The 22506-nt window shown below is 41.7% G+C and carries 19 protein-coding genes and 1 pseudogene; 1 reads left to right on the plus strand and 19 read right to left on the minus strand.

All coding sequences use genetic code 11. The annotated features are described in order from the left end of the window. The first annotated feature begins 94 nt into the window (after positions 1-94). Positions 95-1399 (plus strand): annotated as a pseudogene (locus ACIQ0C_RS14445) (transposase). Between the two features lie 145 nt (positions 1400-1544). On the opposite strand, the gene ACIQ0C_RS14450 reads toward ACIQ0C_RS14445, so the two are convergent. The 19 genes from ACIQ0C_RS14450 to ACIQ0C_RS14540 all read right to left on the minus strand — a co-directional run bounded on the left by ACIQ0C_RS14450 (position 1545) and on the right by ACIQ0C_RS14540 (position 22212). Continuing rightward, the gene (locus ACIQ0C_RS14450; RefSeq protein WP_403061041.1) at positions 1545-2783 is read right to left on the minus strand and encodes an exo-beta-N-acetylmuramidase NamZ family protein; all 1239 of its coding nucleotides are present in this window, start codon (positions 2781-2783) and stop codon (positions 1545-1547) included. A 13-nt stretch (positions 2784-2796) separates the two neighbouring features. Beyond that, on the minus strand, positions 2797-4731 hold the full coding sequence (locus tag ACIQ0C_RS14455) for a glycoside hydrolase family 3 protein (protein WP_403061044.1): 1935 nt from the start codon (positions 4729-4731) through the stop codon (positions 2797-2799). A 208-nt stretch (positions 4732-4939) separates the two neighbouring features. After that, positions 4940-5611 (minus strand): MupG family TIM beta-alpha barrel fold protein, encoded by a 672-nt coding sequence (locus ACIQ0C_RS14460; RefSeq protein ID WP_403061047.1) that lies wholly within the window; start codon positions 5609-5611, stop codon positions 4940-4942. Further along, the gene (locus tag ACIQ0C_RS14465) at positions 5608-5943 is read right to left on the minus strand and encodes a MupG family TIM beta-alpha barrel fold protein (RefSeq protein ID WP_403061050.1); all 336 of its coding nucleotides are present in this window, start codon (positions 5941-5943) and stop codon (positions 5608-5610) included. Before ACIQ0C_RS14465 ends, ACIQ0C_RS14460 begins: the two co-directional genes overlap by 4 nt. Beyond that, entirely contained in the window at positions 5940-7310 is a 1371-nt protein-coding gene (locus tag ACIQ0C_RS14470; protein WP_402841399.1) for a PTS transporter subunit EIIC, read from the minus strand. The genes ACIQ0C_RS14465 and ACIQ0C_RS14470 overlap by 4 nt, the downstream gene beginning before the upstream one ends. A gap of 32 nt (positions 7311-7342) precedes the next feature. Next, positions 7343-8200, minus strand: coding sequence for a MurR/RpiR family transcriptional regulator (locus ACIQ0C_RS14475; RefSeq protein ID WP_402841395.1), 858 nt, complete (start codon positions 8198-8200; stop codon positions 7343-7345). 10 nt (positions 8201-8210) lie between these two features. Continuing rightward, positions 8211-9119, minus strand: a complete 909-nt coding sequence (gene murQ, locus ACIQ0C_RS14480) for an N-acetylmuramic acid 6-phosphate etherase (protein ID WP_402841631.1) — start codon at positions 9117-9119, stop codon at positions 8211-8213. Between the two features lie 262 nt (positions 9120-9381). Beyond that, positions 9382-10563: an ABC transporter substrate-binding protein gene (locus ACIQ0C_RS14485; protein WP_403061054.1), complete on the minus strand. Its 1182-nt coding sequence runs from the start codon at positions 10561-10563 to the stop codon at positions 9382-9384. 21 nt (positions 10564-10584) lie between these two features. Beyond that, positions 10585-11292, minus strand: coding sequence for an ABC transporter ATP-binding protein (locus ACIQ0C_RS14490; RefSeq protein WP_402841391.1), 708 nt, complete (start codon positions 11290-11292; stop codon positions 10585-10587). After that, on the minus strand, positions 11285-12049 hold the full coding sequence (locus ACIQ0C_RS14495; RefSeq protein WP_403061057.1) for an ABC transporter ATP-binding protein: 765 nt from the start codon (positions 12047-12049) through the stop codon (positions 11285-11287). Before ACIQ0C_RS14495 ends, ACIQ0C_RS14490 begins: the two co-directional genes overlap by 8 nt. 2 nt (positions 12050-12051) lie before the next feature. Beyond that, positions 12052-13020, minus strand: coding sequence for a branched-chain amino acid ABC transporter permease (locus ACIQ0C_RS14500; RefSeq protein WP_403061102.1), 969 nt, complete (start codon positions 13018-13020; stop codon positions 12052-12054). Between the two features lie 28 nt (positions 13021-13048). Next, on the minus strand, positions 13049-13912 hold the full coding sequence (locus tag ACIQ0C_RS14505) for a branched-chain amino acid ABC transporter permease (protein ID WP_403061060.1): 864 nt from the start codon (positions 13910-13912) through the stop codon (positions 13049-13051). A gap of 824 nt (positions 13913-14736) precedes the next feature. After that, the gene (locus ACIQ0C_RS14510; RefSeq protein ID WP_402841379.1) at positions 14737-16434 is read right to left on the minus strand and encodes a sigma-54 interaction domain-containing protein; all 1698 of its coding nucleotides are present in this window, start codon (positions 16432-16434) and stop codon (positions 14737-14739) included. A 129-nt stretch (positions 16435-16563) separates the two neighbouring features. Beyond that, complete coding sequence (locus ACIQ0C_RS14515) at positions 16564-16965, minus strand: MaoC/PaaZ C-terminal domain-containing protein (protein WP_053534836.1); 402 nt, start codon at positions 16963-16965, stop codon at positions 16564-16566. Continuing rightward, positions 16962-17414, minus strand: coding sequence for a MaoC family dehydratase N-terminal domain-containing protein (locus tag ACIQ0C_RS14520; protein ID WP_402841373.1), 453 nt, complete (start codon positions 17412-17414; stop codon positions 16962-16964). The genes ACIQ0C_RS14515 and ACIQ0C_RS14520 overlap by 4 nt, the downstream gene beginning before the upstream one ends. An 18-nt stretch (positions 17415-17432) precedes the next feature. Continuing rightward, positions 17433-18197, minus strand: coding sequence for an SDR family oxidoreductase (locus ACIQ0C_RS14525; protein WP_402841371.1), 765 nt, complete (start codon positions 18195-18197; stop codon positions 17433-17435). A gap of 20 nt (positions 18198-18217) precedes the next feature. Next, the gene (locus ACIQ0C_RS14530; RefSeq protein ID WP_403061064.1) at positions 18218-19393 is read right to left on the minus strand and encodes an acyl-CoA dehydrogenase family protein; all 1176 of its coding nucleotides are present in this window, start codon (positions 19391-19393) and stop codon (positions 18218-18220) included. A gap of 26 nt (positions 19394-19419) precedes the next feature. Further along, on the minus strand, positions 19420-20571 hold the full coding sequence (locus ACIQ0C_RS14535) for an acyl-CoA dehydrogenase family protein (protein WP_403061067.1): 1152 nt from the start codon (positions 20569-20571) through the stop codon (positions 19420-19422). Between the two features lie 39 nt (positions 20572-20610). Continuing rightward, a complete protein-coding gene (locus tag ACIQ0C_RS14540; RefSeq protein ID WP_403061070.1) occupies positions 20611-22212 on the minus strand; it encodes a long-chain-fatty-acid--CoA ligase in 1602 nt (533 codons plus the stop codon). Positions 22213-22506 lie beyond the last annotated feature (294 nt).

Consider the following 22506-nt stretch of genomic DNA (forward strand, 5'->3'; position numbering starts at 1 on the left):
CAATCAACTATGTTTAAAATTTCAGATAGAACTCCTTTTTGCCTACAGTCTTTTTTGTTTTAAAATAGAACTATTAAAACTTGTGGTGATGAAGATGCTTTCGAAACATAATTCTAATCAGCGAGATCAACTTGAAATAATTACTTTAGATCAACTGGTGCCGGCGAATCATTTGGTTCGTAAAATGGAGGCTTCCATTGACTTCACTTTCATTTATGACTTGGTGATAGATATGTATTCAGAGGTAGGACGCCCAAGTATTGATCCAGTTATCTTAGTAAAATGACATTCATTCACTATACCTTCGGTATTCGTTCCATGCGTAAAACGATTGAAGAAGTTGAAACAAATATGGCTTACCGTTGGTTCTTAGGCTATGGTTTCCATACTAAAGTACCTCATTTCTCAACGTTCGGGAAAAATTATGAGCGACGCTTTAAAGATACAGACCTGTTTGAACAGATTTTCTATTGCATCTTAATGACAGCTGCTGAAAGAAAGTTAATAAGCGTAATTTGAAAAGAAAATCGTACGCAAAGAAACACGAGCATATCAAGGACGTCTTCAAGATGAAATAAATCAAGATCGTGAAAACCATGGAAAGAAGCCTTTTCCACTAGATAAATTTGATAAGGATGAAACCAAAGTAATTAAAGAAAGTACTGCGGATCCTGAGAGTGGCTACTATGTGAAAGATGAACGAACAAAACAGTTTGCCTATTCATTCCATGCGGCCGCAGACTGCAACCGTTTTGTATTGGGAACGATTGTAACACCTGGTAATACACATGACAGTCATATTTTGGAGCCACTTTTTTTGAGCAAGTGATTGAGAGAGTTGGAAAACCAGAATCAGTTGCCGCAGATGCAGCTTATAAAACACCAGTGATTACAAGCTACCTATTTAACAAAGAAATCACACCTGCTTTACCTATACACGTCCTCGTACAAAAGAAGGATTCTTTCGCAAACATGACTATGTTTACGATGAACACCTTGATTGTTATCTTTGCCCTTCGGGAGAAACTTTAAAGTACTCAACAACAAATAAAGAGGGCTATCGCGAGTACAAATCGCCAAAACAAATTTGTGCAACATGCTCATTTTTATCACGGTGTACTGAAAGCAAAGACTATCAAAAAGTAGTGACACGGCATATCTGGCAAGCATATGTAGAAGAAGCAGATCATCTGCGTCATCATCAAGATGTAAAACCTATATATGCGAAACGCAAAGAAACGATTGAGCGTGTATTCGCAGATGCAAAAGAAAAGCATAATATGCGTTGGACTACTTTAAGGGGACTTAAAAATTGTCGATGCAAGCGATGCTTACTTTCGCTGCCATTAATTTAAAGAAGATGGCCACTTGGACATGGAAAGGTCCTAAAATGGCTTAACATGGTGGCTCGAAGAGCCCAAATCTCTTATCCTTTGGTCAAAATTTCAAGGGAATTTTAAAAGGGGTTCGGAATTTTTTAAATTCCGAACCCCTTTTGTCTACAAACTGAAAAGAAAAGTCCAACCGGACTTTTCTTTTTTCACTTATTTATAGAGCAAGTAATTTTTGCGAACCTTTTTAAAAGCATCTTGCTTTACTTGATATTCTTTCATGATTTCATTTACTGATGAACCATCTTCAATTCTTGACATTACCCAGCCATTGCCAATCAATAAATTGAAATTGTTGGCTGCAAGGAATTCGAAATCACCAGGATATAGATCCTGAATGGTCTTGATGATGTGAAGTCCAGTAGGTACAGCCTTGAATTCCTCCCTATCCGTTATATAAATTTCCACACCGTGGCTGAGTTTACCTGCATGTTTTGAAAATGTAGGTGTAAAGGAGGCTGCCCTGAATTTTACGCCAGGTAACCTTAATGCATTTAATTTCCCAGCAAGCTCATCACTGTTTATATAAGGAGCACCAATCAACTCGAATGGTTTAGTCGTTCCTCTGCCTTCCGAGACATTCGTTCCCTCGATCAAGCCTGTAGCCGGATATACGAAAGTAGTGGAAACTGCGGGCATATTCGGTGACGGCAAGACAAAAGGGAGACCAGTATCATCATAGTCCATATCTCGCTTCCAGCCTTTCATCTTGATGACCTTTAGATCTGCACCAATATTAAATTCTTTATTGAACAAAGTCGCGAGTTCCCCAACTGTCATCCCATGCTTTAGCGGTATTGGGTACAAACCGACAAACGATGAGAATTCAGGTTCAAGTACCGGCCCATCTACCAACTCCCCGCCCTGTGGGTTCGGCCGGTCCAGCACGATAAAGGGGATATCATTTTCTTTGGCTGCTTCCATTGCATATGCCATCGTGTAGATATAAGTGTAATAGCGTGTTCCGACATCCTGGATATCAAAAACAAGGACCTCGACATCCTTTAACATTTCAGGCGTCGGTTTTTTCGTTTTGCCATATAAGCTATATACGGGCAACCCTGTTTTTTCATCAATATAATATTCAACGCTTGCACCAGCTTGTGCATCCCCACGCACTCCATGTTCAGGACCAAATAACGCTGTCAAATTAATATCCGGATCATCATTAAGGAGATCGACGATGCTGGTTAGTTTAGAATCGATGCCAGTTGGATTCGTAATCAAGCCGACTTTCTTTCCGCTTAAAACGTTCTTTTCTTCCTTTAAAAGAACTTCAATACCGGGACTGACCTTTTGTTTTTTCTTCTCTTTAACAGCTGTTACACTTTTTGAGGAAACGATGCCGATAGTCAACAGGCACATGGTAAATAGGATTATCATTCTTTTCAAATTGCTTCTCTCCCTATTTTTTAATGGGTCTTCCAGATTTAATATCTAATCCATATCCAAATTCATAAAGGCTTTCATTGGGCTTAGTTACTGATGGTATATCTACCGGCAACGTGCCTTTAGGTTTTGATTTTCCAAAAATGGTCGAGATGCCGGCCGGGATATTCGGTTGTCTATAACGCCCATTCGAATAACCCTTGAACCCGTAAACAGCAAGAACCGCTTTCGCTTCTTCAAAGTTTGCAACATCATAAGGGTTTCTTAAACTCATTAAAACAAATTCTTTATCTTTCTTCTTAGCATGATTCATGACTGCCCTAGGGAAGGCGGTTGCCCACTTCGACGAATCCTGAATGCTATCATCTATCACTCCATCATTGACAGCCGGATCGTTTTTGACGATATAGGAACCAGTTATGACAAAGTCCGATTCATCAATGAGGCTGGCCACTTGATCTGTAAATGACTTTCCTGAAAAACTCATACCCGTTATCTGGACTTTCTTTATTTTCTTTTTATCAGCTAATTCGCTGATGCTCCTGGACATGGATTCAACTTGGTCATCAAAAGGAGCAAGAATTAAAACTTTATCATTTTTCTTAGGTTTGAAAGGCAATGTTTTGTTTTCATTTTTCAATAGAGTGATGGCATCTTCCGCCATTTTCCTTTCTTTTTTCAAATGATCTTCATTCCCTACCACTTGAAGTGCGGTTTCGATTTTTTTATCTATCGGGGTATTATCAGGGTTTAATATCCCTCTTTTCACTTTCAGTTCCAGTATCCTCGTTACAGATTGATTGACTTGCCCTAGAGGAATTTCCCCGCTTGCCACTGCTGCCTTCACTGCATTGAATACAGAAGTTAGATTCTTTTCCATTTGAAGCGAATTAACCTGTGCCGGCATCAATGCAATATCAACTCCAGACTTCAGGGCAAGGACAACAGCTTCTTCCTGCCCGAAGTTGTCCGCGATGGCTTTCATATTTAAAGCATCTGTAACCACAACACCGCCAAAACCCATTTCTTCACGTAATAGACCCGTGATGACCTTATTTGATAACGTTGCAGGAACCATGATTTCTTGACCATCTTTTTTACTGATATACGTAGTGTCATCGAATGCAGGAAATTGAACATGTGCAGTCATCATCATATCAACTCCAGCATCGACGGCCCTTTGGAAAGGAACCAACTCAATGGAGCGCAAGCGTTCTTTATCATGAGAAACAAGGGGGAGACCATAATGACTATCGACTGCTGTATCTCCGTGACCAGGGAAATGCTTGGTAGTTGCTATCATGTTCTGATTTTGCAATCCTTTTATCGTCTGAATGCCAAGCTTTGATACAAGTTCCGGATCAGAACTGAAGGAACGAACGCCAATAACAGGATTTCCAGGATTATTATTGACATCGACAGAAGGCCCGAAATTGACATTTATGCCAAGTGAAGACAGTTCCTTGCCAATGATTTCTCCAGATTGATAAGCGTAACTTTCTTTTCTGGCTGCACCAAGTGCCATATTACCAGGAAGGTTCGTACCAGTTTGAAGTCGAGTTACGATTCCCCCTTCCTGATCGATCGTTATGAACAGCGGAAGGTCCTGGCTTGCCATCTGCAAACCATCTGTGAGCCGAACCGTTTGTTCAGTATCGACTACATTTTCAGCAAACAGAATCACACCGCCTAGATGATATTTTTTGATGATGCTTGCAACTTCTGAGTTCATTTCAATAAACCCCGTCGCCTTCACCTCTCCTTGTTTTTGCCAATTACGAAAATCCGGCATGAGCATTTGACCGACTTTTTCATCGACTGTCATGTTTTCTACGACTTCCTGAATATCCGATTCCGTTTTTTCAGATCCTTTTGCTGTCGCATTCCCTCCCATAATGGATAAAACCAAGAATAATGCGATTCCAGCTGGGGCACATATCCTTTTTATCATTTAGGCTTCCTCCCTTGTATACTTTTTAGTTCTGTTAGCAGCAAATTCCATATAACCCTATGAAGGGTAAAAACGAATGGAAATGAACTATATAGATCCTATAAAGAAATCAAGGCAGCATTGGGAATCCCAGCAGCCGCCTCTTTTAACAAGCCTTCATGAAATATATCCGGTTAACCCTGTATAATTGATTCATGGAGCTCAATGGTCACTCAATTAAAAGTTTTATCGTTTGACCAGGCTTTAGAAGGGCCAGCAAGGGAATATCTTCTTCTATAACTCTTCCAATAACGTTGACTCGGTGGTTTGCCCCCAGGTCTCTCTTGCAAATTTGAACCTCTCCCCGATATCTTCCATAACCATCATTGTCCATCGTTATGGATCCAAGGCTTCGTGCAACTGTATTAAACGGCTCAACATTTGCGGTGACCCGGGTATTCTGCAGCCGGAATACATCTTGAGAAACATCAGGCCTTAATTTATACTGACCGCTTTGCAAAAGAAGGGATTCCGCTCTAACAGTTAGAATATTTAGATTTTTATATGCAGTCAGATTCTCAAGCAGGTCATTCTCCGTTCCTTGATCTCCAACGTAAACTCCTTCCACATGCTGAATCAGCTCAATTCCGGCGGCGTAAGGATTCATCAACCTGTGTTTTTCAAGCGTTGGAAGACCCTCATGAAGAGGACCGCGTTTACTTCCTGCACCCGGGATGAAAGCAAAGATCGGTATGCCGTATTTCTTGAACATTCGATTTTGTTCATGAAAGAACTCTTCTTCAAGTCCCGTTTCAGGCCTTGGATAAAAGTTGTGCCAAGCTATCAGACTTTCCGGTTCCACACCGCCCCCAAGCACCGCTAAAAGTTCATCTTCATTCAACGTACTTGCATAAGTGAAAACACCTTAGATAAGGATATGACCGTTTCTTTATCAAACCCATCATCAAGGCGAATCCCCTTAATACCTAATGGCCATAAATCCTTAAATTTGCTAATCCCCAAATGATCAAGCGTGTTTAATGAGACATCTGCATGGATTTCCATCCCATAGGCCTCAGCAAGCTTTAAAAGCCTGATCATCCTTTTCACGAGGTCCCCCTTTTCTTCAGGAATATGGAGCGAAGTAAATGCTCTCTTCACTCCAAGGTCAGCAGCATGTATGATTTGTGTTTCTGCATGGGGGTCCTGTAGATAAAAAGAAATTCCGATCACTTAAATTCAACCGCCATTTCATCTTTAAATCCGAAAAGATACGTAAAAATAAATCCTGCTATATAGGAAATGAACAATCCAGCAAGGAACAGGGCGATTTGGTTTGGATGAACTAAAAAGGTAAGCGGCAGTCCGGAAACACCGATGGACGACGTTGCGATTCCGAATTGAGCTTGGAATGCTCCGCCTACTCCTGCACCTAAACATGCAGTTAAGAAGGGCCGCCCCAATGGCAGGGTCACTCCAAATATAAGGGGTTCACCGATACCTAGCATCCCTGAAGGAAGCCCCCCTCCGATAGCTCTCTTCAAACTTGCTTTCTTCGTTTTCATATAGATGGCAAATGCCGCTCCCACTTGGCCCGCGCCACCCATCGCCAAAATGGGAAGAAGTGGGTCATCACCAATCGAATTTATCAATTCCAGATGGACAGGCGTTAAACCTTGATGTAAACCAGTAATGACGAGAGGGAGGAAGGCCGCCCCAAGCACGAATCCAGCTATAACGCCGCCGAAATCCAAAACATTCAATAACCCTGTCGTAATGGCATCCGATAAAAACCCTCCTACCGGCATAAATACAATGTAAGTGACGATCCCGGTAATGAGTAAAGCGATGGTTGGCGTCAAAATGATATCCAGTGATTGGGGAATGAATTTCCTGACCTGTTTTTCCACCAAGGCTATGAAAATAGCTGCAAAGAGTACTCCTATCAACCCACCGCGGCCAGGAAGCAAATTTTCACCGAACAATGAAATGTCGCCGACGGCAGGGTTTATGACCAAGATACCTGCAAGGGCACCAAGTGCTGGTGATCCACCGTATTCTTTTGCAGCATTGGTCCCGACCAAAATCCCCAAGTAGGCAAACAGGCCGGATCCGATAACGGTTAAAATGATGGCTAATTGTGATTCTGCTGCAAGCCAGCCTGCTTGAACGATTGCCTTTGTAATACCGGTAATCAAACCTGATGCCACTAAGGCGGGAATTAAAGGGATGAAAATACTTGCAATCCTGCGTAAAAAAAGTTTAAACGGTTTTGCGTTTTTCCTATCGATCTCTGATTTATTCTTCGAGGCTACTTCTTTTAAGTTCAAATCTCCAGAAGCTTCCTCCAAAAGCTTTTCAAATTCTGTATGAACCTTGTTCACCACGCCTGGCCCGAGGACGATTTGTATCGTTTCCTCTTCAATGACGCCAAAAACGCCTTCCGTATTTTTTATATCTTCCATTTTTACTTTCGAACGATCGATTGGCAGTACCCTTAGTCTGGTCATACAATGTGCAGCATCGGCAACATTAGAAGCCCCACCTAATTTCCCCAATAACTCTTCGGCTAAACTGGCGTACTTATCCCCCTTACCCATTCATAAGCCCCCTTTGTCAAATCTCGGATTAATCATTTATATCGATCTGTCATCGATTTAATGGCAGACCTGGTGTTATCAATATATTGGACAGTTTCTTCATACTGCTCTGAAGCCATCCCCAAAAACAAAATGTCAATCATATATAATTGCGCCAATCGTGAGGATGTCGCTGCACTTCGAAATGGTGCTTCATTCGAATAGGACGTAAACAATGTGGCGTCACACAAAGAAGATACCGTTGTTTGGCCATAATGAGTCAGCCCGATTGTCTTGACCCCACGTTCTTTTGCCAGCTTCAATATATTGACAACTTCAGGTGTTTCCCCTGAGAATGAAATGGCAAAAACGATGTCATTCTCATCAGCATTTGCAATCAGGGTTGCAACTAAATGCATATCTGTAAAAGCCGTCGCTCCTTTATTGATACGAAGTAATTTTTGCTGAGCGTCAGCAGCAACGATATTCGAAGCACCCACACCGCAAAAGTGGACGGTTTTTGCATTCAGCATAAGCGTTATGGCATGTTTGAGATTATCATGATCGATTATTTCAGATGTGTCCCGGATGGTCTGAATCGAATTACTCGTTGTTTTCTCCACAATCCGATACAGTGATTCGGAAGGCTCGATATCCCGGTAACCCTGTTCAACGGTCTTCATCAAATCTCCAGCAATCCTTATTTTAAGATCTTGAAATCCTTTTATGCCAAGCGACTTACACAATCTAATAACTGCAGCCCCGCTTGATTGGGCAGACGTGCTTAATTCCTGTACAGTGCTGTTCACAACTTCATGAGGATTCTTTAGAATATATTCTGCTAGTTTTTGTTCAGATTGCGGCAACTTGCTCAACATCGTCTGTATGATGGATAACCCTCCTGTAGCCATTGCTTCCCTCCTAATCTTCATAGATAGAGATGGCTTTTCTGACATCCCCATCCGCATTTTCCAGTAACTCCATTGCTTTTTCATAATCTGTTGCCGTTTTTATCATGACAATCGCTGGTTTAACTTGATTATCTGCCTTTTCAAGCGTATTCAAAGCTTGATCATAGTCAGCATTCGTTACAGTTTCTATGATGCTTATTGCACGGTCCTTCAGTTTTTGATTACTGACATTTACATCAACCATCAGATTTTCATAGACTTTTCCCAACCGGATCATGGTTGCAGTTGAAATCATATTGAGTACCATTTTATGTGCGGTTGCCGCTTTCATTCTCGTCGATCCTGTTAACACTTCCGGTCCGACCACCACTTCAATCCCTATATCAGCTTCTTTCGTGATGCTCGCGTTCTTATTGCATGATAAAGCCACCGCTTTAGCCCCAACTTTTTTTGCATAGCGTAAAGCGCCCCTCACATAAGGTGTGCGGCCGCTTGCCGCGATGCCAATAACCGTATCATTTGCTGTAAGCGCGACGTCAATCAGATCACATTCCCCAAACTCTTCCTTATCCTCTGCTCCTTCAACAGCCCGAACAAACGCCTTTTCCCCTCCTGCGATTATTCCCAGCACCCTATCAGGCGGTGTGCTGAAAGTCGGGGGACATTCCACGGCATCCAGCACACCGAGTCTTCCGCTCGTGCCTGCCCCGATGTATATGAGTCTCCCTCCTTTTTTTAACGATTCGCAAGCCCATTCAACTACCGTTTCAACCTCTGGCAAAACCTCCTGAACCGCTGCTGCCACTTTAAAATCTTCTTTATTGATTGCAGAAATGATTTCCATCGTATTTACACTGTCGATATTCAGCGTCTTTTCGTTACGTAATTCAGTCGTTAATGAACGCAAATGTTCTTCCATAGACAATTAAATCCTCCTATAAACAATCACTTAAATATAATTTCATTTTTTAATAGAAAATAATGAAATTATATTTCATATTATATTCAATGTTAGCGTTTTCATTACTTAGATACAAGATATTTTTGAGAATTTTGCCCCCAGGATTTTTTTCAACAATAAAAAACGTGTACCGTCACCTATGATTAGGAACGATACACGCACAAATAATATAACAAAATTCTAAACTAGTATACTACAACTGCCCCGATCCCTTTACCAGTTAACGGATCGGGACTACTTTCCCGTTCTCTACTGCACCGACCACAATAGTTGATGCAAATCCTCCATTTTCATCGATCGTAGGAATATCATATATTTTTTGATCTGGCCCTATATTTGAAAGTCCGTCTTGCATATGTTTACGGATGGCCTTGGCATCATCAACGCTGCCTGCAGATTTCATCGCTTCCACAAAAGCATACATGGCGATATAATTCAAACCAACTTCGGAGCTTGGATCTTCTTTATAATTCTTTTGATATTTCTCGACGAAAGCAGGCACTGCTTCTTCATCTGAGTCCATCAGTGGCAGAACGCCAATCGAGCCTTCCAATGTTTCATATGAACCTGCAATCGGCTTCATTTGATCCAGCTTTGCTTGATCCATGATGATGAAACCGCCTTTAAATCCCAGCTCCCGAGCTTGCTTCGCCACTTTTGCCGTAGGTTCCGAAGCTCCACCGATAAATAGCACATCAGGATCTTTTTTCAAGGCATTTGTGACAATCGTAAAGAAATCGGTTTCTTTGGCGAAATCAATCGAGGAATTATAAACGACTTTTCCGCCTTGCTTTTCCCAATGTGGGAGCACGGCTTCCGTCCAATCTTTACCGTATTGCGAAGATGTTGGCAAAGCGGCAATCTTCTTGCCGAAATGTTCCATTGCATATGTTGTAAAAGGTTCGATGTACCCCTCGTAATTCGGTGGAATTCGAACAGTTAATGAATTTCCGCTCTCGGTCACTGCCGGTTCACTCGTATATGCACCAATGATGAATTCCTCTTGTTCATTAAAAACCTGAAGTGCCAGCACACCTCCGCTATGAGGCGTGAAAATGATCGGCGTATCATATTCCTGAATTAAACGTTTAGCATTCGACCCTGTTTCATTAGGTAAGTATTTATCGTCCAACGATACTAAATTCAGCGTGTATTTCTTACCATCTACTTCAAACCCGCCAGCATCATTAATTTCATTGACGGCCATTTCAACACCATTCAATGTCCGTTTCCCATATAACGCTGCTGCCCCGCTTAAAGGACCGCTAAAACCGATGTTAACGACATTTTCACCTTTTCCTTTACTGCCACTGCTGGACACAGGGCTATCCCCTTTATTGCACCCGGTCAAAACAGTGATGGTTAGCAGGAGAAAGACAAATAATACTTTCAGTTTCTTCATAAAAATCCCCCATTCAATTTTTCAGGCCCCAATATACGCTTTCCTTACTTCATCATTGGCTAATAACTCACTTGCTGTCCCTTGGACGACAATTTCCCCATTTTCAAAAACATATCCTTTATCCGCAATGCTGAGGGCAGCATTCGCGTTTTGTTCAGCAAGCAAGATCGTGATTCCTTCGCGGTTTATTTCTTCAATGACTTGAAACATTTGTTCGACTATGAGTGGAGCGAGTCCCACCGATGGCTCATCAAGCATCAACAATTTCGGTTTCGACATTAAAGCCCTTCCAATTGCCAGCATTTGCTGTTGGCCCCCGCTCAGGCTTCCCGCTTCATCATGATGCTTTTCTTTTAAAATCGGGAATAAATGATAGACGTATTCCAGAGAATCCTTGATCTCCGCTTTTTTCTTTCGATGCACATAGGCACCCATCCTCAGATTTTCCTGTACGGTCATCTGCGGAAACAGTTTACGTCCTTCGGCACACTGAACTATCCCCTCCCGAACATTCTTATCCGGGGCACGGCCCCCTATGGGCATGCCCAGAAAATGAATTTCCCCCTTGGATAGCTTACTGATTCCGCTTATGGAACGAAAAGTCGTGCTTTTTCCTGCCCCATTAGCTCCTAACAAAACAACGATCTCTCCCTCGGCAACTTCGATATTCACCTGTTTTATCGCAGTGAAGCTCCCATAATTCACGGCGACATCTGTTAACTTAAGCACTGGCACTACCTCCCAAATAGGCTTTAATAACCGCTTCATTTCGGCGGATTTCCTTAGGTGTGCCCTCGGCAATTTTTTCACCGTAATTAAGGACCATGATGTGATCGGCCAAGTTCATGATCATATGCATTTTGTGCTCAATTAAACAAATGGTCAGTCCTGATCGATTCAATTTTTTAATAAGTTCCGTCAAGCCCTCCGTTTCATCCGGGTTGATTCCCGCAGCAGGTTCATCAAGAAAAATGATTTCCGGTTCCGTCGCAAGGGCAAGGGCAATAGCTGTCCGTTTCTTTTCCTCTTGCGAGATGCTCGAGACTATTCTGTCAGCCGATTCCGTCAATCCGACAATTTCAAGCACCTCCATAGCCTTATCCCTGCAAGCCGCTTCCTCCCGTTTTAAACGTTTTGTTCTTAGAATGGCATCCACTAAATTGGATTTTGTTCGCAGTCTATGACCGACAATGACATTATCCAACACGGTCGATTGATCGAAAAGGCTTGTCGTTTGAAAGGTTCTTGAAATTCCGAGCCCTGCTATTTCATTGGCAGGAAGTTTGGTGATTTCAATCCCTTTAAAAAGGACTGTCCCGGAAGTTGGTCGATGAAAGCCACTGATCAAGTTAAAAAAAGTGGATTTTCCTGCACCATTTGGTCCGATTATTGCATTGATTCTACCTTTTTCCATTGAAAAATCAACATTATTCACCGCCGCCAGTCCTCCGAACCGCTTTGTCAAATTCTTAGTTTCGATTAGCAAATTCATCCCTCCTCAGCTTTTATGTGCAATTCGCCCCTTACCCCGGACAGCGTATTATCTTTTCGCTTTCTTTGCCAATCAAAGAAGGCTCCTGCTATTCCGCGCGGATAAAAGATAATAATCACCGTAAGCAATGGTCCGAATATCAACATTCGATATTCTTGAAGGAATTGCAGATTCTGCGAAAGGATTACTAACAATAATGTTCCTACCAATGGACCTGAAAGTGTACCGATTCCACCAACCAATAAATACATCAAAAGATCGAACATTATGGCCGTTGATCCGATATCAGGTCCAATGAAACGAATGAACGAAGCGTACAAGGCACCTGCCAAACCTGCAAAGAATGTGGATAGGACAAATGCGGTTAACTTATTCTTCATTGTGGATATACCAATCGTTTGTGCAAGGTCCTCGCTGTTCCTGATGGCCATATACGTTCTGCCGGTCAACGAGCGTATAATCCGATAAACGATTAAAATCACTGCAAGCAGGAAAATGAGAACTAGATAATATTGGGATGCTGCAGTATCGAATGTGATCGGCCCTATATTCCCAGGAGCAGGGATCCCGATCAATCCCCTAACCCCCTCTGTAAGTCCCTCCCATTTATCGATGACCAGATATATGATGTAACCCACACATAGGGTATAAATCGCGAAAAAGTGTTCCTTTGTCCTCAGCGCGATCAAACCGATTAAAAACCCCAGTGCACATGTGATTAAACATGCACATACAAGCGCCAGCCAAAAGTTCATTCCCGCTTTTACCGTCAGCAGGCCTAGAGAATATGCTCCAATCGCAAAAAACCCAGCATGTGCAAGCGAGAGATATCCAGTATAACCTGATAATAAATTGATACCATAAACAGCTATCGCCCAGATGAACGAAAGTGTCAGCATATGGAGATAATAGTCGTTTTGCGCAATAAAGGGGAATGAAAAAGCAAAGATGATAAGAGCGATAATCCCATTTCTTTTCGTTAATATCTTCACACTACCTCTCCCCCTTTGCAAAAAGGCCTGTTGGTTTCACCGTTAATATGATGACTAAAAGTATGAATGCGATGATGTCTTTATAGTCATTTGAAATATAAGTTGCACCCAGGCTTTCACTGAAACCTAGGATATATCCGCCAACGATCGCCCCCGGGATGCTCCCCATCCCACCCAATATGATAATGACGAAGGCTTTTAGGATGACTAAATGACCCATGCCGGGAAAAACAAGGTTAATCGGTGATGCAAGGGATGAAGCGATGGCTGCTAATCCACCCGATATCATGAAGGTAAGCATCGCGACCTTATTAATGTTGATTCCCACTAATGACGCCCCTTCACGGCTTTGGGACATTGCAATTATCGTCGAACCGGTATAAGTTTTCTTTAGGAAAAGGTAAAGTAAAACCATCACTGCGATAGCTGACACGATGATCAATAATCGCTGAAGTGTGAAGGTCAGTCCCAGGATATTGACGACTTGACCGTATGGAGAAGTCATAGTATGGAAGTCGGCACCCCAGACAAATTGGGCAAAAGCTTCAAGAAAAAGGAGAATGCCGATTGCTGCAATCTTATCGTGCAATGGAGGTGCCTGCCTTAACAGGCGGAACACGAAACGTTCCAAAAGGACTCCCAACAAACCAACGACGATAATGGATACGAACATGGCAATCCAGTAATTGACCCCATATAATGTCATCATTGACAACGTGATATATCCCCCCAACATATATAGGGCACCGTGGGCGAAGTTCGGGATATGCAAAATTCCATATACTAGCGTCAATCCCAGTGCAACAAGACTATATACGCTGCCAATCGTCAAACCATTAAAAAGCTGCTGGATCAAAATTTCCATTTAACCCCTCCTTGGTAATTATTGAATTTCACTTTACTGTTCATTCCCTGACTCACAATCCTGTCCATATTTGAAAATGCAAAGAAACACTCTTTTACTTATTTCCCCACATGCTCAACCTCTCCGGAAGGAACAGTAATTCAGTCGATCAATTAAATAGGAACTGTTTGTTTTATGTCCCTTTTTTCCCCGCCACAGATATAGCTTAAATGTAGCGGAAAAAAAGCACCTGATCGGTTGTTAGCGCTTTCATTTCTTATGACCCTTATTTCAAAACATGCACCTAACGTTGTAACTCCTCATTCTTCATGCCTAATGATTCCACTTTCTCATTAATAACGGTTGCCCGATGATATCGTATGGATCGTTCACCCCTTCCACGCCTCTAAAGGACTAATACGTAGATTAATTTCCTGTTAATAAATGCAAGTGCCGTGCCAAACATTAAATCACCGTCAATAAGACATTCACCAGTCTGTGAATTCATTATTGAATTGTAAAAAATCAAAAGTATCGGTTCCATACGGGATGTCCTTCATTCACTATTGACTGAAAAAATCATTTCTGAATCAATAAAAGAATTAAATGAAGACATAACATGAAAAGGATTCAAAAATACCTTTCACAACCTAAATCATTTCACGAAATTACTGGTTAAAATGCACAAATAAACAACCTCAAAACCAATAATTCACTAAAAAAAAATTTGGTAATTAAAGCTATCTCCCCAAAAAACTCGTAAATATCATTAGGAACTTTAGTCAAAAAAATAGCACCTCCATTGGTGGATAAAGTCCACCAATGGAGGTGCTGTTCATACTTACCTACTCTTTTCCAATGACCTTTAATCGATATTTTTTAAGTTTCCTCACAATTGTTGCCTGACTGGAATCAAGGGCTTCTGCAATTTCATATGTAGTTTGGTAGGTTTGAGCAGCTTTCGCCAAGATTTCCTTTTCAGCTCTTTCCACCGCTTGTTTTAAAGTTAAGGTAGCATTGAGGTTCGGCTGATTCCGATTTTCCGGCTGATATTCTTCCGGAAGGTCGTTAATAGATAATATTTGATTATCCGTCAGCACGACGAGCCTTTCCACTATATTAATCAATTCACGGACATTTCCTGGCCAATCATGTTGATAAAAATATTCCTTCAACCGCGAATCTATCTCTTTTGAGAATTTATATTGTTCGTTTGCTTTTGTTAAAAACAAGTCAATCAATGCCAAGATGTCCTCTCTTCTTTCCCTTAGAGGAGGAATCGTAATCGGAATGACATTCAGCCTATAAAAGAGGTCTTCACGAAAATCACCAGATTTGACCATTTCCGATAGATTTCGGTTCGTGGCTGCTATTATGCGAACATCGATTTTCTTTGGTTTTGTACCTCCGATTCTTTGAATCTCCCTTTCCTGAAGAGCCCGAAGCAGCTTCACTTGAAGTTGAAGGGGAAGCTCACCGACTTCATCCAGGAATAAGATCCCACTCTCTGCCAGCTCAAACATCCCTGGTTTTCCTTTTTGATTGGCTCCGGTAAATGCCCCTCCTTCATATCCAAAGAGCTCGGATTCCAATAAATCAGCGGGAATTGCCCCACAATTTATTTTGATGAAGTCTCCTTTTTTAGATCGGATGCTCCGATTATAAATATTGCGGGCAAGGACATCCTTTCCAACACCCGTTTCTCCCAGAATGAGTACTGTCGCATCAATGTCCGATATTCTTTCTGCTATCTCATAAATCATTTTCATTTTATCACTGACAAATACGACTCCATCTTTGCTTGTTATCTTCCGCAGTTTCTCAATTTCCTGCTTATATTGATTATTCAGTTCATTAACTTTCGTCAACTCATGCATCAGTTCATTTAAATCAGATAAATCCCTTATATTCGTAACGACTTGCTCTATTTCGCCTTCTTCATTAAAAACGGGACTTCCTGTAATCAATGTTTCCTTTCCCGCAAAATTATCCTGTACGACTGATACCGTTCGCCTCAGCTTCACTACCTTATGAGTCACCGACGCATTCAGTATGCCGCGTTTAATCAATTGGTCCACCGATTTGCCTATATAATACTCTTTTGGTATGCCAGTGATCCGTTCAATTGCCGAATTGGTATAAAGTGTGATTCCATCTTGATCGGTGATGTATATTCCATCATAGGAATTTTCGATTATTGCATCCAGTGCGCGATTCAATTTATCCGTTTCATGAGCATCAATCAACAAATCGTCCAAAAATTCTGTTTCACTGCCTATATAAAGAGTATTGTCAGCATCCATTTGTTTCATTAATAAAAATAAATACCGTTTATCATGCAGCCTTGCAGCTGCAAGCCTTTTATTATCTAGAAATTGCCACTCATCGAATTTTTCGGTTAGTGTATTATTACCATCCTGACTTAACAATTGATTAAAATAGTTTCCCCAATCCTTTATCCGATTTGCAGAATCCACGACCAGTGCAGGAAAGGTCCACTCTTTGAGCAAATTAATCTGAGAATCCTGTTTCACTTGATTCATTACTATTCACCGCCGCAAAAAGAATTCTTTTTAAGTACAATTCTGGATAATTTTCGAAACTCCTTTAAAATTGTCGAATTTCGCTCCCAAAAAAAGTAGTGATGAAATAATTTTCATCACTACTTTCCCTCAGTAAGTCTTAAAAATAACCTCTCCACTGATCGCTTCCTTACCTGACTGGTTAGTGGCCGCTACGTTAAAAAAATATCTATTCCCATTTTTTTCTTTAAGATCCGCTTGAAGAGTTATGACATCATTTAAGAAAACCATGCCTTTGAAACGAATCTTGTATTCTTCGATAAACCCAATTTCATAAAGATTACTGAAAAGCTTTGCGAGGTTTCCCATCGTCCACATACCATGTGCGATGATACCTGGAAGACCAGCATTTTTTGCTTCCTCATCAATCGTATGAATGGGATTGAAATCACCTGATGCGCCGGCATATTTAATGAGGTCCAGTCGCGTTACAGGTGCAAGTTCGATTGAATGTAACGAGTCACCAATATGAAGTTCGGTTAATGTCGTCACTTACTCATCACCATCCTTCTGATCGTTTCATTTAAAATGACAAGCTGTTCAGCAGTGAAGACAATTTCCCCATTTGCATCCGTACCATAATTTTTAAAGGCTAGAAATCCCATTTCCCCTTGTTTCCCTTTTTTCTCGTAGTAGTCTTTCACTTCCGTATAACAGGTGATTTCTTCCCCTACTTTCAGTGGCCTGTTATAGCGATATATCTGCTCACCGTGAATCAAGCCTTTATTCGGGAGATTTAAGCTTTCAATCTTCCCGAAATCAAAGACCCTTGGGAAAGTTGGTGGAGCGATATTCGTTCCGTACCTTGATTGCCTGCCTGTTTCTTCATCAATGAAAATCGGGTGGGGATCACCAATCGATAATGCGAATTTTTTAACGGCTCCCCGTTCAACTATATTTTTAACGGGGTTGGATCGTTTTCCAATACTTTCGTTGAACATAACATCCCGCCTTTTCCCTTAATTTTTTGGACCGCCCGCAACATATAAAACCTGCCCGCTAATGAATGAGGATGCCTCATCGGCAAAGAATGCAACAGCATGAGCAATATCACTTGGCAAACCGCTTCTGGCAACCGGAATACTGTTTGCCCTATCCTGGACGAATTGTTCAAAACTCACTCCCACCCGCCTAGCTGTTTCTTTCGTCATTTCGGTTTCGATAAAACCTGGTGCGACCGAATTAGCCGTTATCCCATATTTTCCAAGTTCAATCGCCAGTGTTTTTGTTAACCCCTGTAGCCCGGCTTTAGCGGCTGAATAATTAGCCTGCCCGCGGTTCCCGAGGGCCGAAGTGGATGAAATATTGATGATTCTTCCGTATTTATTTGCAACCATATGTTTCTGGGCGGCACGCACCGCATTGAAAGTACCTTTTAAGTGCACATCCATTACCGTCTGCCAATCTGAATCGGTCATTTTAAAAAGTAGATTATCCCGGATGACCCCAGCATTATTCACGAGAATATCAAGCGATCCGAATGTGTCGGCAATTTCTTTTATCGATGCTTCCACCTCTTCCGAATTGACCACGTTGGCCACTTTAGTAAAAATGGTATAACCCTTATCCCTTAATTCATTTCCTGTTGCTGTCAAAACCTCTTCATTGATATCGATAATCGCTACGTTTGCGCCTTCACTGGCAAATAGTTCGACGATCGCCCGGCCAATCCCTCTGCTTCCACCTGTAACTAAAGCCGTTTTCCCTGAAAATCTCCCTGTCATAATCGTTTCCTCCTAATCTATTATAAGAATTGTCCTAATTTAACATGGCCCTTGATCAAATTTCGGGAAATGATCATACGCTGTATTTCATCCGTACCATCATAAATCCTCCAAAGCCTGGCCTCGCGGTACCAACGTTCGATGGGAAGCTCCTTCGTATAGCCCATGCCACCATGTATCTGCAATACTCGATCCACGACGCGATTCCCCATATTGGCTCCATAGAGTTTAGCCATTGAAGCTAAATGGCGGTTGTCTTCTCCATTATCAAGTGTAAAAGCCGCATTCAATACAAGCCATCTTGCAGCTTCAATCTCTACAGCGGAATCAGCTATCTGCCATTGAATGGCCTGGCGCTCAGCTATCGGTTTACCGAACGTGACTCGTTCTTTAGCGTATTCTATAGCCATTTGCAGCAATCTTTCTGCAGAACCGACAGCGCGTGCGCCCACGATCCATCTTGCAAACCCAATCCATTCCAAACCTAGTTTATAACCGCCATGCACTTCCCCTAAGATGTTTTCTTCAGGTACCCTGACATTATCAAAAACTAAACCGGCCGGTCCCCATTCTCCCATCGTATTGATATACTCTGATCTCCAGCCCATATCACGGTCTACAATGAAACAGGTTACCCCTTCCGTTCCGGTTGCTTGATGACGTTCTTTGTCTGTTACAGCAATGACCATGACGAAATCGGCATCATTTCCTCCGGTAATGAAAGTTTTTTCACCGTTCAGCATCCATTCGTTCCCTTCTTTTACCGCCGTCATTTTAATATTTCTCGTATCGGACCCAGCTCCCGGCTCCGTCATGGCAAAACAGGACTTTTTCTCACCATTAATCGTAGGGATCAGATATTTCTGTTTCTGTTCTTCATTTGCATAATAAAGTATGTTATCAGCCGAACCTCCAAAACTGAATGGTACAAACGTTTTTGATACTTCCATCAAGACAATTGCCATCATGAGCTGCCCTAAGTCTGCCCCGCCAAATTCCTCCGGGGTATTGATGCCCCAAAACCCAGCTTTTTTTGCTTTTTCCTGTAAATCTTTCAATGTCCCCTCTGGCAAACTGGGTTTTCCAGCCATTTCATTGCGAAGCACTTCATTTTCCAATGGAATCAATTCATTTTCCACGAACTTGCGTATTGTTTTTTGTACCATTTTTTGTTCATCTGATAGTCGTAAATCCATTTTAACCCCTCCGCTTTCCAATTAGACTAGTTTTGATATTTTCTCTTTAATTGTCCGGTAATGATATTCTTTTGGATTTCGGACGTGCCTTCATATATTCTAGTGATTCGGGCATCCCGATAGAAACGTTCAACTGGATAATCCTTCATGTATCCCATCCCGCCATGAATCTGAACGGACTTATCAGCGACACGATTATATACTTCTGAACCATACAACTTAAGCATTGCCGCTTCTTTAATGATTTTTTCTTTCTGATCGACCATCCATGCAACACGGTATGTGAATGAGCGAAGTGCTTCTATTTCCATTGCCATCTCGGCAATCATATGGGATACGGCTTGATGATCAATGATCGGGACATTGAATTGTTCACGTTCTGTGGCATATTTGGTAGATAGATCGAGCAGGTATTGACAGGACCCCAAATTACGGGCAGCAAGGCCTGCCCGGCCATTTGCAAGGATCTTCAATGCGTTTACATACCCTTGGCCGATGTCCCCCAGTACATTTTCGGCAGGAACCTCGCAATCTTCAAAAAACAATTCGGCCGAATGTGAGCCTCGAAGACCCATCTTCCTTTCCAGGCTACCAACTCTAAAACCAGGAAAATCTTTTTCTACTATGAATGAAGAGATTCCTTTCGCACCTTTATCTTTGTCCGTAACGGCCATAACTGTAAAAATATCGGCTACATCTGCATTCGTTATATAATGCTTGGTCCCATTTAGAATATATTTATCGCCATTTTTGACAGCCGTCATCTTGAGATTCGTAGCATGGGAACCCGCTGCAGGCTCAGTTAAAGCAAAAGCGCCAATTCTATTACCGCTTGCCATATCTGGCAGATACTTTTCCTTTTGCATTTCATTGCCCATTTCAACTATCCCTACGGTCCCTATACCGGTGTGAGCCCCAATCAGAGTGGTATATCCATTATGTGTTTTGCCGATTTCCTCATATAAAGCACATTTTCCCACCATCCCGATTCCGAGTCCGCCATACCTTTCCGGGATACTAAGTCCGAATAGCCCGATTTCCTTCGATAAATTTATGATGGATTCCGGGATATGATCTTCATCCTCTATCTGCATGGAAAATGGATCGATTTTTTCTTCGATAAACTGGCGTATATTTTCTTTTAATAGCAGGATGTCTTCATCTAAGCGAAAGTCCATTTGCATTCCCCTTTATCTGCGAATTGGTTGTTAGCGCTTTCATATCTTATCCGAATGAGCGATATGTTTTTCTTGAAGTTTTCGTTTCAAGATTTTACCGACCGCCGTCTTCGGAAGTTCACTTTCAAATGTGATTGCTTTTGGGACTTTAAAGGCAGCTAGCTGCTTTCGGCAATAATCCTTCAATTCGGTTTCAGTTATCCTTTCACTTGGTTTAAGAACTACCGCTGCATGTACCGTTTCACCCCGATATTGATCGGGAACGCCAAAGACGGCAGCTTCCAGAACCTTAGGATGGCTGTATAGTATATCTTCAATTTCAATTGGATAAATATTGAATCCGCCTGCGATGATCATCTCTTTCTTCCGTCCCACAATGTAAAAGAAGCCATCTTCATCCATCTTGGCAATATCACCGGTATGCAGCCATCCGTTTTGAATCGTCTGCCTAGTCTCTTCAGGCATGCCCCAATACCCTTTCATTACCTGTGGACCCTTTATGACCAATTCACCTGGTGTATCAACCAAAAGTGCAGGCTCTCCTGTAATATTGTCAATTATGGCGGCATCCGTATTTTGTATCGGAATCCCGATACTTCCGGGTTTTTGCAGGCCGCTGACTGGATTCCGGTGCGTGACAGGTGACGCCTCGGATAGTCCATAGCCCTCTGCAATCTTTGTTCCACTAAGTTCGTTAAACCTTGACAATACATTCAATGGCAATGGTGACGAACCCGAAACACAAGATGTCAATGTATGCAAATCAAATGGTTGGGACTGGTAATATTGTAATAAAGCAATATACATCGTCGGTACCCCTGGAAAAATAGTCGGTTTAAGATTATTGATAATATCGACGATCTCCGTTACCTGAAATCGGGATACAAGAATTAATTCCCCGCCATTATAAAACGTCAGGTTCATCCCTGAAGTCATGCCATAAACATGAAATAATGGGGAAACACCTAGTACCCTTTCCTTCCCCTTTTGAGTATTGATTCTTGAAGTGGCTGCACTTTGCAGCGTATTGGCTACGATATTACGATGGGTAAGCATCGCGCCCTTAGAACGCCCTGTCGTTCCTCCTGTATATTGGAGGACGGCGACATCTCTAGCAGGTTCAATCTCCACAGTGAAATCCGCCTCTGTTACAGATAGCAGCTTTTTTGTCATTTCACATTTGCCCTTTTCCAGCGACACGCTCAACACATTTTCAACATCGGTTTCAGCTATGACGGCTTCAACTATTGACAATAAATCGTCGAGCACAATGATGTGCTTTGCACCTGAATCTTTCAAGACATGTATTAATTCGTTCTCCTTATACATTGGATTGATTTGGACAACAATGGCTCCATTCAAAAGAGTTCCAAAAAAACCAATTGGATATTGGGGACAATTAGGTAGCATAAGAGCCACACGTTCTCCCTTACCAATCCCTTCATCAGCAAGCAAGCGGGCACATTTTTTCACTAACATCCCCAACTCTGAATATGTATACCTTTCCTCCATGAACGTTACCGCTGTATTTTCCGAATACTGTTCGACCGATTGAAAAAATAGTTCTGTCAATGAAATTTCAGGAATATCAATCTCTATTGGATTTCCGGACGGGATATGCTTTATCCAAGGTCTATCCATTGGTCCTCCCCTTTCTTCATTCAAAAATAAAGAAGTCATACTAACAATATGCAAGGAGTGTGCCAAAAATAAATCGTTTTGAAACGTTGATTCAATTAATGGTAAAATTCAAAATTGAATTATTTGCTGCGCTCTTAATAATATTAGGTTTATAATTATAGGATTTATATTTGACTCAATAAGTCATTTTTGAATTGAGTCATTGCTTTCATAAAAGGACTCAAACTATAGTGCTGGCATGTCGATATAACTGATCATTTTCGGTAAAATAAAACGGGATGCTGATCAAGTTCA

Source organism: Peribacillus sp. NPDC096448 (assembly GCF_044762675.1).
GTDB lineage: Bacteria > Bacillota > Bacilli > Bacillales > DSM-1321 > Peribacillus > Peribacillus frigoritolerans_B.

Excerpts from the sequence above, each read along its gene's own strand:
- ACIQ0C_RS14485 (WP_403061054.1), bottom strand. The coding sequence starts at position 10,563 with ATGAAGAAACTGAAAGTATTATTTGTCTTTCTCCTGCTAACCATCACT.
- ACIQ0C_RS14530 (WP_403061064.1), bottom strand. The coding sequence starts at position 19,393 with ATGGATTTACGACTATCAGATGAACAAAAAATGGTACAAAAAACAATA.
- ACIQ0C_RS14540 (WP_403061070.1), bottom strand. The coding sequence starts at position 22,212 with ATGGATAGACCTTGGATAAAGCATATCCCGTCCGGAAATCCAATAGAG.
- ACIQ0C_RS14525 (WP_402841371.1), bottom strand. The coding sequence starts at position 18,197 with ATGACAGGGAGATTTTCAGGGAAAACGGCTTTAGTTACAGGTGGAAGC.
- ACIQ0C_RS14510 (WP_402841379.1), bottom strand. The coding sequence starts at position 16,434 with ATGAATCAAGTGAAACAGGATTCTCAGATTAATTTGCTCAAAGAGTGG.
- murQ (WP_402841631.1), bottom strand. The coding sequence starts at position 9,119 with ATGGAAGAACATTTGCGTTCATTAACGACTGAATTACGTAACGAAAAG.
- ACIQ0C_RS14455 (WP_403061044.1), bottom strand. The coding sequence starts at position 4,731 with ATGATAAAAAGGATATGTGCCCCAGCTGGAATCGCATTATTCTTGGTT.
- ACIQ0C_RS14505 (WP_403061060.1), bottom strand. The coding sequence starts at position 13,912 with ATGGAAATTTTGATCCAGCAGCTTTTTAATGGTTTGACGATTGGCAGC.
- ACIQ0C_RS14475 (WP_402841395.1), bottom strand. The coding sequence starts at position 8,200 with ATGGCTACAGGAGGGTTATCCATCATACAGACGATGTTGAGCAAGTTG.
- ACIQ0C_RS14470 (WP_402841399.1), bottom strand. The coding sequence starts at position 7,310 with ATGGGTAAGGGGGATAAGTACGCCAGTTTAGCCGAAGAGTTATTGGGG.
- ACIQ0C_RS14520 (WP_402841373.1), bottom strand. The coding sequence starts at position 17,414 with ATGTTCAACGAAAGTATTGGAAAACGATCCAACCCCGTTAAAAATATA.
- ACIQ0C_RS14535 (WP_403061067.1), bottom strand. The coding sequence starts at position 20,571 with ATGGACTTTCGCTTAGATGAAGACATCCTGCTATTAAAAGAAAATATA.